The 17,174-nt window shown below is 64.4% G+C and carries 18 protein-coding genes; 7 read left to right on the top strand and 11 right to left on the bottom strand.

Going from position 1 to position 17,174, the window contains the following annotated elements:
• Positions 1 to 54: 54 nt before the first annotated feature.
• The 3 genes from OKW28_RS35545 to OKW28_RS35535 all read right to left on the bottom strand — a co-directional run bounded on the left by OKW28_RS35545 (position 55) and on the right by OKW28_RS35535 (position 2,865).
• Positions 55 to 741: an OmpA family protein gene (locus OKW28_RS35545; protein ID WP_429452385.1), complete on the bottom strand. Its 687-nt coding sequence runs from the start codon at positions 739 to 741 to the stop codon at positions 55 to 57.
• Between the two features lie 44 nt (positions 742 to 785).
• Complete coding sequence (locus tag OKW28_RS35540) at positions 786 to 1,550, bottom strand: flagellar motor protein (protein WP_429452383.1); 765 nt, start codon at positions 1,548 to 1,550, stop codon at positions 786 to 788.
• A gap of 64 nt (positions 1,551 to 1,614) precedes the next feature.
• Positions 1,615 to 2,865, bottom strand: coding sequence for a Crp/Fnr family transcriptional regulator (locus tag OKW28_RS35535; protein ID WP_429452381.1), 1,251 nt, complete (start codon positions 2,863 to 2,865; stop codon positions 1,615 to 1,617).
• 422 nt (positions 2,866 to 3,287) lie between these two features.
• On the opposite strand from OKW28_RS35535, the gene OKW28_RS35530 reads away from it, so the two are divergent.
• The 4 genes from OKW28_RS35530 (at position 3,288) to OKW28_RS35515 (ending at position 7,575) form a co-directional block, all read left to right on the top strand.
• The gene (locus tag OKW28_RS35530; protein ID WP_187618161.1) at positions 3,288 to 4,223 is read left to right on the top strand and encodes a spermidine synthase; all 936 of its coding nucleotides are present in this window, start codon (positions 3,288 to 3,290) and stop codon (positions 4,221 to 4,223) included.
• Between the two features lie 309 nt (positions 4,224 to 4,532).
• Entirely contained in the window at positions 4,533 to 4,775 is a 243-nt protein-coding gene (locus tag OKW28_RS35525) for a DUF3311 domain-containing protein (RefSeq protein ID WP_184059463.1), read from the top strand.
• The gene (gene mctP / locus OKW28_RS35520) at positions 4,772 to 6,322 is read left to right on the top strand and encodes a monocarboxylate uptake permease MctP (RefSeq protein WP_429452379.1); all 1,551 of its coding nucleotides are present in this window, start codon (positions 4,772 to 4,774) and stop codon (positions 6,320 to 6,322) included. The genes OKW28_RS35525 and mctP overlap by 4 nt, the downstream gene beginning before the upstream one ends.
• Before the next feature lie 128 nt (positions 6,323 to 6,450).
• Positions 6,451 to 7,575, top strand: coding sequence for an FUSC family protein (locus tag OKW28_RS35515; RefSeq protein ID WP_429452377.1), 1,125 nt, complete (start codon positions 6,451 to 6,453; stop codon positions 7,573 to 7,575).
• A 27-nt stretch (positions 7,576 to 7,602) separates the two neighbouring features.
• On the opposite strand, the gene OKW28_RS35510 is transcribed toward OKW28_RS35515, so the two are convergent.
• From OKW28_RS35510 to OKW28_RS35490, 5 genes are all read right to left on the bottom strand, one after another.
• A complete protein-coding gene (locus tag OKW28_RS35510) occupies positions 7,603 to 8,022 on the bottom strand; it encodes a VOC family protein (RefSeq protein ID WP_429452372.1) in 420 nt (139 codons plus the stop codon).
• A 254-nt stretch (positions 8,023 to 8,276) separates the two neighbouring features.
• Positions 8,277 to 9,230, bottom strand: coding sequence for a transaldolase (gene tal, locus OKW28_RS35505; protein WP_429452370.1), 954 nt, complete (start codon positions 9,228 to 9,230; stop codon positions 8,277 to 8,279).
• Positions 9,231 to 9,443: 213 nt separating this feature from the next.
• Positions 9,444 to 10,664, bottom strand: coding sequence for a benzoate/H(+) symporter BenE family transporter (locus OKW28_RS35500; protein WP_429452368.1), 1,221 nt, complete (start codon positions 10,662 to 10,664; stop codon positions 9,444 to 9,446).
• Positions 10,665 to 10,725: 61 nt separating this feature from the next.
• Positions 10,726 to 11,901: a vWA domain-containing protein gene (locus tag OKW28_RS35495; RefSeq protein WP_018419886.1), complete on the bottom strand. Its 1,176-nt coding sequence runs from the start codon at positions 11,899 to 11,901 to the stop codon at positions 10,726 to 10,728.
• 28 nt (positions 11,902 to 11,929) lie between these two features.
• Positions 11,930 to 12,772, bottom strand: coding sequence for an AAA family ATPase (locus OKW28_RS35490; RefSeq protein ID WP_090803635.1), 843 nt, complete (start codon positions 12,770 to 12,772; stop codon positions 11,930 to 11,932).
• Between the two features lie 322 nt (positions 12,773 to 13,094).
• Here OKW28_RS35490 and OKW28_RS35485 point away from each other — a divergent pair, with 322 nt between their 5' ends.
• Both OKW28_RS35485 and OKW28_RS35480 read left to right on the top strand, forming a co-directional pair.
• Complete coding sequence (locus OKW28_RS35485; protein WP_429452366.1) at positions 13,095 to 13,463, top strand: c-type cytochrome; 369 nt, start codon at positions 13,095 to 13,097, stop codon at positions 13,461 to 13,463.
• 46 nt (positions 13,464 to 13,509) lie between these two features.
• Positions 13,510 to 13,890: a c-type cytochrome gene (locus tag OKW28_RS35480; protein ID WP_429452364.1), complete on the top strand. Its 381-nt coding sequence runs from the start codon at positions 13,510 to 13,512 to the stop codon at positions 13,888 to 13,890.
• Positions 13,891 to 14,016: 126 nt separating this feature from the next.
• Here OKW28_RS35480 and OKW28_RS35475 read toward each other — a convergent pair whose 3' ends face one another.
• The 3 genes from OKW28_RS35475 to rsxB all read right to left on the bottom strand — a co-directional run bounded on the left by OKW28_RS35475 (position 14,017) and on the right by rsxB (position 16,190).
• Positions 14,017 to 14,451: a DUF1841 family protein gene (locus tag OKW28_RS35475; protein WP_429452362.1), complete on the bottom strand. Its 435-nt coding sequence runs from the start codon at positions 14,449 to 14,451 to the stop codon at positions 14,017 to 14,019.
• Between the two features lie 145 nt (positions 14,452 to 14,596).
• Positions 14,597 to 15,241, bottom strand: coding sequence for an endonuclease III (gene nth / locus OKW28_RS35470; protein WP_429452360.1), 645 nt, complete (start codon positions 15,239 to 15,241; stop codon positions 14,597 to 14,599).
• A gap of 43 nt (positions 15,242 to 15,284) precedes the next feature.
• Positions 15,285 to 16,190 (bottom strand): electron transport complex subunit RsxB, encoded by a 906-nt coding sequence (gene rsxB / locus OKW28_RS35465; protein WP_429452358.1) that lies wholly within the window; start codon positions 16,188 to 16,190, stop codon positions 15,285 to 15,287.
• A gap of 239 nt (positions 16,191 to 16,429) precedes the next feature.
• On the opposite strand from rsxB, the gene OKW28_RS35460 reads away from it, so the two are divergent.
• On the top strand, positions 16,430 to 17,062 hold the full coding sequence (locus OKW28_RS35460; protein WP_013088849.1) for a TetR family transcriptional regulator: 633 nt from the start codon (positions 16,430 to 16,432) through the stop codon (positions 17,060 to 17,062).
• The last annotated feature ends 112 nt before the right edge of the window (positions 17,063 to 17,174 follow it).

Here is a 17,174-nt window from a genome sequence, read left to right as displayed (position 1 = left end):
GCCGGCGGGCGGCTCGTAGCAGGGAAGGGCGGCCAATGCTACCGGCGAACGCGTTCAATACTGCACGACGATCGCGACCCGCCGGTTGGCCGCTCTTGCCGCCGCGTCATTGCCGGCGACCAGCGGAAAATTGTCCGCCCGTCCGATCGCGGCCAGCCGATGCGGCTCGATCCCGCGCTCGACCAGATACCTGACCACTGCGCCCGCGCGAGCCGACGACAGCTCCCAGTTGGACGCATACTTCGCGGTCGAAATCGGCACACTGTCGGTATGCCCCTCGACGAGCACATTCCCCGTCGCATCCTTTTGCAATCCCTGCGCGATCTGATTGAGTACATCGAACGAATCGGGCAGCAGCCGCGCATCGCCGGCGTTGAACAGGATCTTCGCGTTGACGCCGATTTCGACGCCGTGCGGCACGTCGGTCACCGTGATCAGCCCTTTCTCGCGCAGCGCATCGAGCCATGCGCTCAACTGCTTGCGCGCCTCCTGTTGCGTGCCGCCTGCTGGCGCGGGCGCGCTCTGCTGCGATGTTTTCGTTTCGAGCGTCTGATACCTGAGTTCGAGTTGCTTCGATCTCGCCAACTGCAACACATATAGCGCGAGGAACAGCACCATCATCGTCGTGATGAGGTCCGCGTACGAGATCAGCCAGCGGCCGCCCTCGGTGCCTTCGCCGCCCTGTTCGGCGCGATCGTCCGCGCCGCCTGGCGCGCGCTTGCCACCAGCCGTCGTTTGCATAGGTGATTGTTCCGTTTCCAATGAGAACGCGCTCGATGGCAGGCTCAGGCCAGCGACTCCGCCGCGCGCCCGCGCACCTCGCCCGTCAGGCGCGTTGCGATCATATGCGGCGACTCCTTGCGTGAAATCGCGAGCAGCCCGTCGAGATAGAGGCGGCGAAACCGCACCTCGCTGTCGACCTGCGCCTGCAGCTTGCCGTACAGCGGCAGAAACACCAGATTCGCGAGCGCGAGACCATACAGCGTCGCGACGAACGCCGTCGCGATCCCCGAGCCGAGTTGCGCCGGGTCGAGAATGTGATTGGTGACCTGGATCAGCCCGAGCACCGAGCCGAGGATGCCGAACGTCGGCGCGTAGCCGCCCGCCTGCTGCCACACGCGCGCCGCCGCCATGTGGTTGCGCGCGTACGCATCGAGTTCGCGCTGCAGCGCATCTTCGAGCACGGCGGTCGACACGCCGTTCGCGAGCAGTTCGAGCCCGCGTCTGGCGAACGGATGAATGCCGCTGAGGTCCATCGATTCGAACGCGAGCAGACCGTTGAGCTTCGCCTGGTCACCCCATTCAAGGAGGTCGGAGAGGCTGTTCTGGTCGACTCGTCGCGCGCGCGTGAACGCGAGACCGAGCAGCTTCAGCGCATCGAAGAAGCGCGCCCACGTGTTCTGAATCATCACCGCGCCGAACGTGCCGCCGAGCACGATGACGAACGCCTCGTACTGGAACAGCGTCAGAAAATGCCCGCCTTCGAGCGCGAAGCCAAAAACGATTGCCGCTCCACCGAACAGCACACCAAACAACGTCAACAGATCCATGCTTTTCCTCGCTCGGCGCCGCGCTCACGCTGCGCGCATGAGCGACGGCGCGCCGTCAAACCGCTTAGCGCGCGGCGTCCTGCAGCGCCGCGCGCGGCGCCGCCGGTGCCTTCAGTGTCTTCACCGCGTCGAGCAGCCGTTGCTCGATGTCGCCGACTTCGATCGCATCGATCTTGATATCGCGCCGCATCACCCACGACACTTCGTTGCGACGCACTTCGGTCATCACCGCCAGCAGGCGCTCGGCCACTGGCTGCCCGTCGACGCTGGCGAGCAGCTTCGCGAGATCGTACGTATCGAAGCCGCTGACGGCTTCGAACAGCGTGCGCTGGTCGACGAAGGCGAGATCGTCGAGCGAATTCAGCGCGCCGCTCTGGTGCGTATTGCGTCGCGAGAAATAGGCGACGCCTTGCTGCTCGACATAGGTCAGTACCTTCGATTTGCGGAACGCGAACACTTCGTCGGCGATTTCGCCGTGCGACAGCTTGTTCAGAATCAGCGTCTTGTCGACACCGATCAACGCTTCCAGATCGGTCAGCTCGATCAGCTCGAGTTCGCTGTTCACCGCGATATCGAGGTCGCCGTCCGCGACCTGCTGCGCGCGATCGACGATGCGCGCGGCGTCGAACGTGACGACCTGGCGCGCGGCCGCGCCGTCATACGCCGAGTATTCGGTCGACGCGTTAGTCAGCTGTCCGGGCTGCGCGGCCTCGATCGTAACGAGGTTGAGCTTCTCCATCCGCTTGAGCATCGCCATCACGTGCGGACGCGAATGGCCGGCAATCGCGCGACACTTCTTGATCACTTCGACGAGCGGCACCGAGATCTCCTCGGCGTGCGATTGCAGCGGCCGGCGTCCCCAGCTGTCGTTTCCATCGCGCCGTTCGGCGTTCGACATCAGCGTCAGCACGTGCGCGTACGAGAGTACGCCCGGCAGAAAGTCGGCGTGGGTGTAGGTCGCAAGCAGATCGTCCTTGCGCTTTACGCGACGAATCAGCGTGCGCGTGATATGACGCAGCAACGGCGACACGCGCTCGATCTCGTCGTCGAGCATGCCGGCCGGCACGACGGTCAGTTGACAGAAGGTCAGCGCCTTCGCCGTGTTGCTGCGTGGCTCGGCAGCGAGCAACGCGGCCTCGCCGAAGAATTCGCCACGGCCCAGCATCGCGACGACGACCTTCTTGTCGTCGCAGCGAGTGGAAAGTTCGACCTTGCCCTCCGTGATCAGAAAGACCACGGCCTCACCCGAGTAGCCCTCGGAATAGATGATCTCGCCGGGCGCTGCTGTGCGCGTCCAGGACTGTTGACGATTCAAAGTAATTCCCCTGCAGCGCTGATTTGTAATGGCGGCCGTGCGACGCGATGCGATGCATCGCACGGGTCGACAGCCATTCCTCGTATGCCCGTTTACGACATTGGGCAGGGGACTCTTTAACCGGCGGGAGAGGGCCGCACCGGGAGGAAATGCGCTGCAAGCTGCGGCTGGTGACGGAAAACGGCGATAAAGCGCCACGTGAATCGTTTGCGCGTGGCGTAATGGCGCAGGTTGGTCGCGACCCAGCCGTCGCAAAAATTTTTGGTTCTTCGAGGATGCCGAACTAAATCCGGCTTCGTCGTTGGCGTGTTGTGAGTTCGTTGAAAGCCGTTTGTGAGCGGTCGATTTGAATGAGCGAGTCGCGGCGAATGCTATGCTCTCGTTCGACCAAAAATATTGCGCCTGTCGCGCGACATCCCTACATGACGAATCTGATCAAGCGCGCTTCGGCCGAGGCGCGCGCTTTCCGTAACCGCGACGCCCAAGCCATCGGCGGTAAACAGAAAATGGCCCACAAAAAGGCGCCCAAATCCACGCGCAACGCGAGCGGCACCGTCGAGCACGACGCACACGACGCGCCGCAAATCGAAGCGCCGCGCAAGCCGCGCTTCGCACCGGTGACGTTCTCCGAAGAGGGCGGCGTGCGCTACCTGCATTTCGGCACGGAATGGGTGCAAGGCGCGATGCGTCTACGCAAGCCCGATCACATCGAACTCGAATACGCGCAGCAGATGATGGCCTGGCTGCTATTCCTCGAAACGCCGAAGCGCATCGTGCAGCTCGGGCTCGGCGCCGCGTCGCTGACCAAGTTCGCGCACCGCTTCCTGAAGAGCGCGAAGGTCGAGGCCGTCGAACTGAATCCGGCGGTCGTCGTGGCCGCGCGCACGATGTTCGAACTGCCGCCCGACGACGCGCGTCTGAGCGTGCATGAAAGCGACGCGTGGGACTTCGTCAACGAGAGCGCGAACCACGGCACCATCGGCGCGCTGCAGATCGACGTCTACGACGCGACCGCGCGCGGCCCGGTACTCGACAGCGTCGGCTTTTACCGTGCGGCACGCGCGTGTCTGACCGACGCGGGCATCGTCACGGTGAATCTGTTCGGCGATCATCCGAGCTTCGTGCGCAACATGAAGCGTCTGAACGAAGCCTTCGACGGTCGCGTCGTCGCGCTGCCCGAAGTGCACGACGGCAACCGTATCGCGATCGCCTTCTCGGGCCCCGCGCTCGACGTGCCGTTCACCGCGCTAGAGGCGCGCGCGAAGCTGATCGAAGCCGAGCTCGGCTTGCCGGCGCGCAAATGGATCAAGGGCCTGCGCGAATCGACGGGGCAGACGGGCGCATCGTTTGCGATCTGAGCGACGCCATCCCGCTTCGCTGAAGCGAAGCGCTGAGCGCTGAGTTCTGATCAGTGCACGGAGAATGAAGCGGCCGTACCGGCGTATCGGTCGGCATGGCCGCTTTGCTTCCGGTATTTTTTTCACGTCTACGCTGCAACGTCATCCAGCCTGCATCGTTGGCGCTTCCGTCGCGTTGTTGGACGCCGACGCGCCTCGGGTCGTCCCTGCTTGACCGGGTGTTCGCCACTCCTATACTCTTTCGAAGCTTTCGGGGAGCCCGTGGCTGACCGCGGGCAGATAAATTCTAAATAGGAAACAGGAGACGTCATGGCTCACGACGCCGACGTGAAGAAAGCCAGCAAGCACTGGCTCTGGCTATTGCTGCTACCGTGGATCGCGATGATCTGGGTGCCGTCCTACAACCGGATCGAGCCGCAGCTGTTCGATTTCCCGTTCTTCTACTGGTATCAGCTGCTGTGGGTGCTGATCAGCGCGGTCATCACCGCGTTCGTCTATTCGAAGACCAGGTCCCGCTATACGGGTCGCACGAACGGGGGCGCGCAACGATGAACCCCATTGCAACTTTCGTCTTCGTTCTGTTTTTCATCGGCGTCACGATTCTCGGCTTCGTCGCGGCCCACTGGCGGCGCGGCGATCTCGCGCATATCGAAGAGTGGGGTCTCGGCGGCCGGCGCTTCGGCACGATCGTCACGTGGTTCCTGCTCGGCGGCGACCTGTACACCGCCTACACGTTCATCGCGGTGCCGGCGCTCGTGTTCGGTGCGGGCGCAACGGGCTTCTTCGCGCTGCCGTACACGATCCTGATCTATCCGTTCGCGTTCGTCGTGTTCCCGAAGCTGTGGAGCGTCGCGAAGCGGCACGGCTACGTGACTTCGGCGGACTTCGTGTCGGCCCGCTACGGCAGCCGCATGCTCGCGCTCGCCGTCGCGGTCACCGGCATCGTCGCGACGATGCCGTACATCGCGCTGCAACTGGTCGGTATCGAAGTGGTGATCGGCGCGCTCGGTTTCGACACGACCGGCTTCGTCGGCGATCTGCCGCTGATCATCGCATTCGCGATCCTCGCGGCCTACACGTACACGTCGGGCCTGCGCGCGCCGGCCATGATCGCGGTCGTCAAGGACATCCTGATCTACGTGACGATCTTCGCCGCGATCATCGTGATTCCGCCGCAGCTGGGCGGCTTCGGCCATATCTTCGGCGCGGTCCCGCCGGCCAAGCTGCTGCTGAAGTCGCCGGACGTGTCGAGCCTGAACGGCTATAGCGCGTACGCGACGCTCGCGGTGGGTTCGGCGCTCGCGCTGTTCCTGTATCCGCACTCGATCACCGCGGTGCTGTCGTCGAAGTCGGGCAACACGATCCGCCGCAACATGGCGTTGCTGCCGGCGTATTCGCTGGTGCTCGGCCTGCTCGCGCTGCTCGGCTTCATGGCGCTCGCGGCCGGCGTGAAGGACATGCCGGAGTTCGCGCCGTACTTCAAGGCCTTCGGCCCGAACTTCGCAGTGCCGGCGCTGTTCCTGCACTTCTTCCCGTCGTGGTTCGTCGGCGTCGCGTTCGCGGCGATCGGTATCGGCGCGCTGGTGCCGGCGGCGATCATGTCGATCGCGGCGGCGAACCTGTACACGCGCAACGTGCACAAGGAGTTCGTCAACCGCAACATGACGCACGACCAGGAGACCAACGTCGCGAAGCTGGTGTCGCTGATCGTCAAGGTCGGCGCGGTGGCGTTCATTCTCGCTCTGCCGCTCACGTACGCGATCCAGTTGCAACTGCTCGGCGGGATCTGGATCATCCAGACGCTGCCGGCGATCGTGCTGGGTCTCTACACGCGCGTGCTCGACTACCGGGGTCTGTTGCTCGGCTGGGCGGCAGGTATCGCGACCGGCACGTGGATGGCGATTTCGTTGAACCTCGCGAGCTCGATCTTCACGATCCATCTGTTCGGCATGGGGATTCCGGGCTATGCGGCGGTGTGGTCGCTGGTCGTGAACCTCGTGGTGTCGGTCGTCGTGAGCCTGATCGTGCGCGTGGTGGGCATGCAGCGCGCCGAGGACCGTACGCGTCCGGAGGACTACCTGGACATCGTCGAAGGCTGATTCCAGCTGCAAATCACGTTCTGAAACACGCAACGCCCGCCGACGGAAGTTGGCGGGCGTTTGTGTTTGCGGGGCACTCCAGGGCAGGATAGCGGAACCGTCCTTTCACGCGTTCGCCGCGCGCCGCCATGGCTGCTGCCGATACTCCCACTTTGATTCCCCGCCGCGCGGCGCTCAGCCGGATGGTGCGCGCGGTCACGTCGCCGTACTACCGCTACCGGCACGCCAAGGTGCTGCATAGCCTGCGCGTCGGCCTCGCGATGCTGGTGTCGATTCTCGCGACGACCGGCATCGATATTCCGCACGGCATCTGGTCGTCGGTGACGCTGCTGGTCGTGATCGGCGGCTTGCAGCATCACGGCAATATCCGCAAGAAAGCGGCCGAACGCGCGGCCGGCACGCTGCTCGGGGCATCGATCGGGCTCCTGCTGATCGTGCAACAGCACTTCATCGGTTCGCTGCCGCTCACCTATGGGCTGGAGGCGATCATCGCGTCGATCTGCGCGTGGTTCGCGATTGGCTCGTCCGGCTATATCGGGCTCCTGACCGCCATCACGATGTGCATCGTCGCGGGCCACGGCGACAATCTGATCGACGTCGGCCTGTGGCGCACGCTGAACGTGCTGATCGGTATCGTCATCGCGCTGGCGTTTTCGTTCGCGTTTCCGCTGCACGCGACGTATTCGTGGCGCTACGGCCTCGCCGCCAATCTGCGCGAATGCGCGGGCATCTACGCGCGGCTGCTCGACGGCGAAACGATCACCGAGGAGGAGCAGATCAAGCGCTTCCTGCGGATCAACAAGCGGCTCGTGCAACTGCGCTCGCTGATGCCGTCGGTCGCGAAGGAAATCGACGTGCCGCAGTCGAGGCTCGAGGAGATCCAGCGGCTGCATCGCTCGGTGCTCAGCTCGCTGGAACTGCTTGCCACGGGGCCGCTGATGAACGCCGATGCCGCCGCGCGCACCGCCTATGCAGCGCATTGCGGCGCCGAGGTGCGCGCCGTGCGGGCGATCCTGTTGTCCACCGCGCGCGGGCTGCGTTTTGGCCGTGCGTCGCGCGTTGGCATTCCGGCCGCGGCGCCGCTCGCGAAGGGGCACGGCGACGTGGCCACCGCGTTGCCGCCCAACTGGCAAGGGCCGTACTGGCTCGGTCAGCGGCTCGCGGAGCAGGTAGACCGGTTGCGCGCGCTATTGCTGGAGACCGAGCCGAACTGGAACATCGAGCGGCGCGAGCGGGCGACGCGTGGTAGGTAGGTGCTAGCGCTGGTCTGCCCCTAAGCCTCAAACCTGCGGCGGCAGCGTGACCATCCACATCATGCCGAAGCGGTCCACCACCATTCCGAAGCCCTTGCTCCAGAACGTTTGCTGGAACGGCATCACGACCTGGCCGCCATCCGCGAGCGCGTTGAAGCATTTTTCCGCCGACGCGTCGTCATCGACGGTCAGCGACAGACTGAAGCCATTGAACGGGCCGGCCGCCGGATCGCAGTTGCCGTCGGAAGCCATCCACGTGCTCGAGCCCAGCTGCACGCTCGCGTGCATGATCTTGTCGGCGAGTTCGGGGCGTGGCGGATTGTGCGCGTCCGGCGGCGCTTCCTTGAACAGCATCTTGAAGGTCACCTGGGCGCCGAGCTTGTCGGTGTAGTAATCGAGCGCTTCCTGGCAACGGCCGTTGAAGAACACATAGGGCTGAACGTGCATGATCGTCTCCATGGTCAGGCGTTGGGCGGGCGCCGTCGTTCCTCGCCAGCGGCGGCGGGGAGGGGCGTGGAGTCGATTGTAGTCGGTGGCGGCGCGTCGATTGTGACGTGATGTCGCCGGTGGCGACGCAGCGTAAACGAGGAGCGGCGCTGAACCGTGAGGTCCAGCGCCGCCTGTCATGGATGGCATTCGCGCGGAGCCGCGCAGCGAGCGTGAGCGTCACTCAGCCAGCCACGCCCACCGCCTGCGGCGCCTCAGCGCAGCGTGTCGATCAGCTTTTCCAGCTTCACCGCGTCCGCGGCGAACGTGCGGATGCCTTCGGAGAGCTTCTCGGTCGCCATCGCTTCGTCGTTGAGGAGGAAGCGGAACGACTTCTCGTCGACCGGCACGCGCTCGATGTCCGCGTCGTGCGATGTCTCCGGCGACAGCTTGAGCTCGACCTTGTCGGTGCTCTCATGCAGTTTCTGCAGCAGGTCGGGGCTGATCGTCAGCAGATCGCAGCCGGCCAGTTCCAGAATCTGCGAGGTCGTGCGAAAGCTCGCGCCCATCACCTCGGTCTTGTAGCCGAACTTCTTGTAGTACGCGTAGATGCGGCGCACCGACTTGACGCCCGGATCGTTGGCGCCGCCGTCTTTCGCTTCGTCCCACGCGCTGCCGGCGTTCTTCTTGTACCAGTCGTAGATGCGGCCGACGAACGGCGAGATCAGCTGCGCGCCAGCTTCCGCGGAGGCGGCGGCCTGCACGAGCGAAAACAGCAGCGTCATGTTGCAGTGGATGCCTTCCTTCTGCAGCACCTCGGCCGCGCGCACGCCTTCCCACGTCGACGCGAGCTTGATCAGCACGCGGTCGCGCTCGATGCCGTGTTCCTTGTACAGCGCGATCAGCTCGCGGCCTTTCGCGATCGAGCCTTCGACGTCGAACGACAGGCGCGCGTCGACTTCGGTCGACACCCGCCCCGGGATGATCTTCAGGATTTCGGTGCCGAAGGCGATCAGCAACTGGTCGATGATCGCGCCGGCCCGCTTCGACGCATGCGCCTTCACGGTCTTTTCGAGCAGCGGCCGGTAGTCGTCTTTCTGCACGGCCTTCAGAATCAGCGACGGATTGGTGGTCGCATCACGCGGCTTGTACTGCGCGAGCTGCTGGAAGTCGCCGGTGTCGGCCACCACGGTGGTGTATTGCTTGAGTTGGTCGAGTGCGGTTGTCATGTTCGGGCCTTCAGGGCGCGTGTGCGCCATGGTTCAGGAGAAGTGAGGACGCCGCCGCGCCGGCAGGGGGAATCAGCCGGCGCCGGCGGCCGCGGGTCAAGCCGCAGCGCGTCCACGATGGCTTGGGAAACGCTGCCGGATACATCTATTCTATGGCGGATCGCCGAGGACGGTATGAACACCGCGTATGGACAGCCGGGCGTGGCGATCCGTTCACACGCGGCGCGCGTTCAGCACGACTTGCGTCACCACGCCGGCGACGAGCCCCCAGAACGCCGAGCCGATCGACAGCAGTGTGAGTCCCGACGCGGTAACCATGAACGTGACGAGCGCCGCCTCGCGCTGCCTCGTATCCTGCATCGCATTGGCGAGCCCGCTCATGATCGAGCCGAACAGCGCGAGCGCCGCGACGGAGACGACCAACTCCTTCGGGAACGCCGCGAACAGCGCGGCGATCGTCGCGCCGAACACGCCCGCGAGCAGATAGAAAATGCCGCCCCATACGGCCGCTGTGTAGCGCCTGGCGGGGTTTTCGTGCGCTTCGGGGCCGGTACAGATCGCCGCCGTGATCGCCGCAAGATTGATGCCGTGCGAGCCAAACGGCGCGAGCAGCAGCGATGCGACGCCGGTCGTCGCGATCAGCGGCGCGGACGGGGTCGTATAGCCGTCGGCGCGCAGCACCGCGATGCCCGGCACGTTCTGCGAGGCCATCGCGACCACGAACAGCGGAATGCCGATGCTCACGCAAGCCGCCACCGAAAACGACGGCATCGTCAGCACCGGGTGCGCGAGCGCGACGTGAAAGTGGCTGAAGTCGAGCAGCCCGAGGCCGCCGGCGGCTGCGGTGCCTGCCACGAGCGTGGTCGGAATCGCATAACGCGGCACGAACCGTTTGACGATCAGGTAGGTAAAGAACATCGTCAGCACGAGCGCGGTCTGGTACTGCGCGGCACGGAAAATCTCGATGCCGATCTCGAACAGGATGCCCGCGAGCAGCGCTGCCGCAAGGCCGGACGGAATCCGCTTCATCAGCGCGTCGAACCAGCCGGTGACGCCGACCAGCGTCAGCAGCGCCGCGCAGAAGATGAATGCGCCGATCGCCTGCGCATACTCGACATGCGGCAGCGACGACACCAGCAGCGCCGCGCCCGGCGTCGACCATGCGATCACGATCGGCGCGCGAAAGCGCAGCGACAGGCCGATCGTGCAGAGGCCCATGCCGATCGACAGCGCCCAGATCCACGACGAAATCTGCGCGTCGCTCAGATGCGCGGCCTGGCCCGCCTGAAACATCAGCACGAGCGAGCTCGTGTAGCCGGTCATCGCCGCGACGAAGCCCGCGACGATCGTCGACAGCGACGTATCGGCAAGCGGATTGAAGCGCCTTTGCGACGTGGCGGCGGGGGACAGCTGGGGCGACGGGGACGAACTCATGCGAAGGCTTTCTTGTTGTGGAAGTTGAAGCGTCGGGACGTGGATTCTGGAACGGCGGGCGTTACTTGCTCAGCACCCGCATGGCCGTCTCGAGGCCCGCGAGCGTCAGCGGATACATGCGGTGGCCCAGCACTTCGCGGATCGCGCTGACCGACTGCCGGTACGGCCACAGCGCTTCCGGCTCCGGGTTCAGCCACGCGAAGTGCGGGAAGTGGTCGGCGAGACGGCGCAACCACACCGCGCCGGCCTCGGCGTTGTTGTACTCGACCGAGCCGCCGGGCTGCAACACTTCGTATGGGCTCATCGTCGCGTCGCCGACGAAGATCAGCTTGTAGTCGGGCGTGAACTTGTGCAGCACGTCCCACGTCGGTGTGCGCTCGGCGTGGCGGCGGCGGTTGTGCTTCCACAGGAAGTCGTACACGCAGTTGTGGAAGTAGTAGAACTCGAGGTGCTTGAACTCGGCCTTCGCGGCGGAGAACAGCTCCTCGGTGCGCTTCACGTGATCGTCCATCGAGCCGCCGACGTCGAGCAGCATCAGCACCTTCACGTTGTTGTGCCGCTCGGGCACCATCTTCAGATCGAGCCAGCCGGCGTTCGCGGCGGTGCTGCGGATCGTGTCGGGCAGATCGAGTTCTTCCGCGGCGCCTTCGCGGGCGAACCGGCGCAACCGTCGCAGCGCGACCTTGATGTTGCGCGTGCCGATTTCGACCTGGTCGTCGTAGTCGCGATACGCGCGCGCTTCCCATACCTTGACGGCCGTGCGATTGCCGGCCGCGTCGCCGCCGATGCGCACGCCTTCGGGATTATAGCCGCCGTGACCGAACGGCGACGTGCCGCCCGTCCCGATCCACTTGTTGCCGCCCTCGTGGCGCTCTTTCTGCTCGTCGAACAGTTCCTTCAGGCGCTCCATCAGCTTGTCGATGCCGCCCATCGCCTCGATCTGCGCCTTTTCCTCGGGCGACAGATCGCGTTGCAGCTTCTTCTTCAGCCAGTCGGGCGGAATCTCGAACGCGAGCTCCGAGGTCGCCGCGACACCGTTGAAAAAGGCGCCGAACGCCTGGTCGAACTTGTCGAAGTACTGCTCGTCCTTCACGAGCGTGATGCGCGAGAGGTAGTAGAACTCGTCGAGCGACGGCGCGATCACGTTGGCCTTCAGCGCTTCGAGCAGCGTCAGGTATTCCTTCACCGAGACCGGCAGGCGGGCGGCGCGCAGCGAGTAGAAAAAGTCGATCAGCATGCTGGATGTCCTGCGGCGCGGCGCCCGCTCAACGGTTGTTGCGGTTCATGAACAGCAGCCGCTCGAACAGGCTCACGTCCTGTTCGTTCTTCAGCAGCGCGCCGTGCAGGGGCGGCACGATCTGCTTCTGATCGGCCGAGCGCAGTGCTTCGGGCGGAATGTCTTCGGCGAGCAGCAGCTTGAGCCAGTCGAGCAGTTCGGAGGTGGACGGCTTCTTCTTCAGCCCGGCGACGTTGCGCAGCTCGAAGAAGCTCTGCAGCGCCGCGGCGAGCAGATCCTTCTTGATGCCGGGGTAGTGCACGTCGACGATCTGCTGCATCGTCGTCGCATCCGGAAACCTGATGTAGTGGAAGAAGCAGCGGCGCAGGAACGCGTCGGGCAACTCCTTCTCGTTGTTCGACGTGATGATCACGAGCGGGCGATGTCTGGCGCGCACCAGCTCGCGCGTCTCGTACACGTAGAACTCCATGCGGTCGAGTTCGCGCAGCAGGTCGTTCGGGAATTCGATGTCGGCTTTGTCGATCTCGTCGATCAGCAGCACGCTCTGCTCGTCCGATTCGAACGCCTGCCACAGCACGCCCTTGACGATGTAGTTGCGGATGTCCTTCACGCGCTCGTCGCCGAGCTGCGAATCGCGCAGACGCGACACCGCGTCGTATTCGTACAACCCCTGCTGTGCCTTGGTGGTCGACTTGATGTGCCATTGCAAGAGCGGCATGCCGAGCGCGGCGGCGACTTCCTCGGCGAGCATGGTCTTGCCGGTGCCTGGTTCGCCCTTGATCAGCAGCGGACGCTTGAGCGTCATCGCGGCGTTGACCGCGAGCTTGAGGTCGTCGGTGGCGACGTACTGCGATGAGCCTTCGAAACGCATGACGAGATGCTCTTGTGCGGGAAAAAACCCAGTATAAGTCAGAAGGCCTGTTGGCCTGAAACCGTCTCACGTAAGGTGTCAGCCGCGCAGTGACGCGGCGGCGGTGCCGCTGTGGCGTCGTTGCGAAGCCGCCGCGGTCGTGGCGTGGGGCCCCGTCCCGGCGGGCGTTGCGCGGCCCCCGTGTCTGGTGGACGTTCGGCGCGGCGTCGCGGTACAATGAGCCCGATTTTTTTGGCCTGCGTGGCTACCCTACAAGAAAAGAAGAACGGCGCGGACCGCTGCCTTTGTGGGCACCCGTTTCCCCTCAAGCCAGGTTACATCTATGAATAAATTCGTCGGCAAACACGTCGTGATCGCAGCGCTGTCGGTGCTCGCGGGGTATGCGGCCAATGCGCAGGCAGCGGATGTCGTAGGCAGCGCCAAGGCGGGCCAGGACAAGGTCGCGATGTGTATCGGCTGCCACGGCATCCCTGAATACCGCACGGCTTATCCAGAGGTTTTCCGCGTGCCGATGCTCGGTGGCCAGAATCAGGCGTACCTCGAAAACGCGCTGCGCGCCTACAAGAAGGGCGACCGCCATTTCGCCACGATGCACGCGATCGCGGTGACGCTGTCGGATCAGGACATTGCCGATGTCGCCGCGTACTACGCAGCGCAAACTGCCGCTTCGAAAAACAATCCCGACAAGTGATCGGCGTCGGTCACCAGCACATCCAATTCGCGGGATAGGAGATTTCATGATCAAGCCCCAACAGGCACTCCAGACGGTATTCAAGGCGGTCGGCGCTGCGGCGGTAATCGGTCTGGCCGCGGCGACCGCAGCACACGCGGCCGACGCCGGCAACGGTAAGGTGCTCTCCGACAGCCACAACTGCGCGGCCTGCCACGGTCCCAACCTGAACAAGCCGGTGAGCCCGGAGTATCCGAAGCTGGCCGGTCAGCACGCCGACTATGTCTTCTGGGCGCTGCGTCAGTACCAGATGGGTACTGACAATCCACACCTCGGCCGCAACAACGCGATCATGCAGGCACAGGTGCAGAGCCTGTCGCTAGGCGACATGAAGGACATCGCCGCTTACGTCGAATCGCTGGAAGGCGACCTCGTGCAGAAAAAGTAAGCGTCGGGCGCCGGTTTCGCGCCGAAGCTTCAAAAGCAAAACACCCCGCCTCGGCGGGGTGTTTTGCTTTGAGGGCGTCGTACCTCGGCGTGCTGGCGTCGTGCCGCGCCGGAGTTTCCAGTCGCCTCAGTCGCGCGTCGCGCGCCGTTCGATGCGCTGCAGATACGCGTCCGTGTCCGGCGGCGTGCCGGTGCGCTGCGCTTCCCAGATGGTTTCGCCGAGGCAGTCCATGATCGCGTGCTGCGCCTCGTGCGTCGAGCCGAGGCGCGCGGCGAGCCGCTCCTGCGCGGCTCGAATGCCGGGCGGCTGATCGATCGACAACTGCTCGGAGATCGCCAGGTGCATCGACAGGTGCAGGAACGGATTGGTCTGGCCGCGCTCCGGCGAATAGTCCTGCGCCTGGGCGGCGGGACCATCGGCGAGATCGGCGTGATATTCGGGATGCTCGACGATCCAGTCGGCGGCGATCGCCTCGAGCGGCGTCAAAATCTCGCCCTGGCGCTGTTTGCGCCAGGTGTCGGTGAAAAAGAGGCGAACTTCGTCGCGGCTGGGATTGAACATCGTGGAACCGGTGCGTGGGAGTGGAGGCGCGGAGCGCGACGGTGCGTGTCCGCAGTGCGCGCTGCGCCGTAAGACACTATTTTACGCGGCGGCCGCGTGGGCTGCAGGCGCGCTGCACGGCCTCGGGTCTCGAACTGGGCCGGCCTTATAGATCGGGTGGCGGGGTCTTCGGCCGGAACTCGCACAGCGGCTCGATCGCACAATGCCAGCATTCGGGGCGGCGCGCCTTGCACACGTAGCGTCCATGCAGGATCAGCCAGTGGTGCGCATCCTGCCTGAATTCGGCGGGCGTGAATTTTTCGAGTGCCGCTTCGACCGCGCGCACGTCCTTGCCGGGCGCGAGGCCGGTGCGGTTGGCGACGCGGAAAATGTGCGTGTCGACCGCGATGGTCGAATGGCCGAATGCGGTGTTCAGGATCACGTTGGCCGTTTTGCGGCCGACACCGGGCAGCCCTTCGAGTGCCTCGCGATCCTCGGGCACCTCGCCGCCATACCGGTCGAGCAGAATGCGGCAGGTCGCGATCACGTTCTTCGCCTTCGTGCGATACAGACCGATCGTCTTGATATAGCTCGCGACACCTTCCTCGCCGAGGTCGAACACCTTCTGCGGCGTGTTCGCGACCGGGAACATCCTGCGCATCGCCTTGTTGACCGACACGTCGGTCGCCTGCGCCGACAACAGCACCGCGATCAGCAGTTCGAACGGCGTCGTGTACTCGAGCTCGGTGGTCGGATGCGGATTGAGGCTCTGAAGCGTTTCGTAGATCGCGCGGCGTTTGTTCGCGTTCATGCGGAGCGGGTCCGTGTGAGTGGGCCGGGTTGCGTCGGCGTGGTCAGCGCGCGGTTGGCGGCGAGTTGGACGGCGGATTGGACTCGTTTGACTCATTTGACTCGTCGGACTGCTGCTCCGAGCCGGGCGTGTCGCCACCGCTGGCAAGACCGAGACGGCGGCGGCGCGCTTCGGCGGCGTCGATCTGTGCCTGCACGTCGGCGCTGACGTTCTCGGTGTTCAGCGGTCCCTCGCCTTTCGCGGCCAAGTCTTCCTTCTTCTTGCGCGCGCGTTCGAGCGCGGCCTGGATGATCGCGCGTTTCTTCGCTTCCGCGCCGTCCGCAATCGGGGCGGCGGGAGCCTCGGACGGCACTGTCGCGCCGCTTGCCGCAACCGCGTCCGGCGCAGCCGGCGGCGCGCTTGCGGCTCGCCGCGCCGCAGCGCGCGCTTCGGCGGCGTCGCGCTCGCGCGCGAGACGGGTCTCGTGGCGGTTATGACGCGCCCGCGCCGCGTCCGCGTGGCTTTGGCTCCATGCATCCCAGCCGGTGGCCTCGCCGGTCACGGGGAGCATCGTGATGCAGTCGACCGGGCAGGGCGGCACGCACAGGTCGCAGCCGGTGCATAGCTCGGCGACCACGGTGTGCATCTGTTTCGGTGCGCCAACTATCGCGTCGACCGGACACGCCTGCATGCACAGCGTGCAGCCGATGCACACCTGTTCGTCGATAACCGCCAACGGACGCGGACGTTCGACGCCATTGGCCGAATTGAGCGGAATCACCGGTTTGCCGAGCAGCGCGGCGAGGCGCGCGATGCCCTCGGCGCCGCCGGGCGGGCACTGGTTATAGTTCGCCTCGCCATTGGCGATGGCTTCGGCATACGGACGGCATGCGGGATAACCGCACTTCGTGCATTGCGTTTGGGGCAGCAGATCTTCGATGCGATCCGCGAGTGTTTTGACGTCTGTCACGGTTGCGGCGCGGGGTTTGCCGTGCGATCGCACGACCTGAACTAAATAGCACATTATCGCCGATTTCCCGGATTGCCATTCGCAATCCATGTGCCATAATCGAAGCGCTTCATTCGAAAGACCGCAGAAAAGGGTGTGTTTCCCAACCACGACGCGCCCGCTAAACGCCGCCACAAAAAGGCTCGAGGAGAGGCCGGCGGCGCGATCCGGAGAACGCGGCTCACGAAGACGATGCCACCATGAATCAGCCGAAAATCAAAAGAGATCCTGAAGGCACGAGGCGCCGCATCTTGCTCGCGGCGGCGGAAGAGTTTGCAAATGGAGGGTTGTTCGGCGCGCGGGTCGATCAGATCGCTCGCCGCGCGGAAACCAATGAACGAATGCTCTATTACTACTTCGGTAGCAAGGAGCAGCTATTCACCGCGGTACTCGAGCACGCGTTCAGCGCACTCAACGAAGCGGAACGCACGCTCGAACTCAACGGAATCGCGCCGGTCGAGGCGGTTACGCGTCTCGCGCATTTCGTGTGGGACTACTACCGCGATCATCCCGAGTTGTTGAGGCTCATCAACAACGAGAATCTGCATGAAGCACGCTATATGCAGAAGTCCACGCGCATACGCGAAATGATTTCGCCGATCGTCGCCACGCTCGGCGGCATTCTCGAACGTGGGCAGCGCGCGGGGCTGTTTCGCACGAACATCGACCCGCTGCGCTTTTACGTGACGCTCTCGGGCATGGGCTACTACATCGTGTCGAACCGTTTCACGCTCGAGGCGACGCTCGGCCGCGATTTCAGCAGCGCCGCCGAACGCAGCGAGGTGATTCAGATGAATACCGAACTGCTGCTCGCGTATCTGTTGAGAAAGTAACGGGTAGTGCCGCGGTGAACATGGCCGCGGCAAAAAATCAGTATCACGAACAAAGCGCGATAAAAAAGCCAACGGCCTCGAACGGGACCGTTGGCTTTTTATATGCTAATGC

The sequence above is a fragment of the Paraburkholderia sp. 40 genome (genome assembly GCF_050434105.1).
Lineage (GTDB): Bacteria > Pseudomonadota > Gammaproteobacteria > Burkholderiales > Burkholderiaceae > Paraburkholderia > Paraburkholderia tuberum.
Note: the sequence above shows the minus strand (reverse complement) of the source record. Positions and strands in the feature narration are given on the sequence as shown.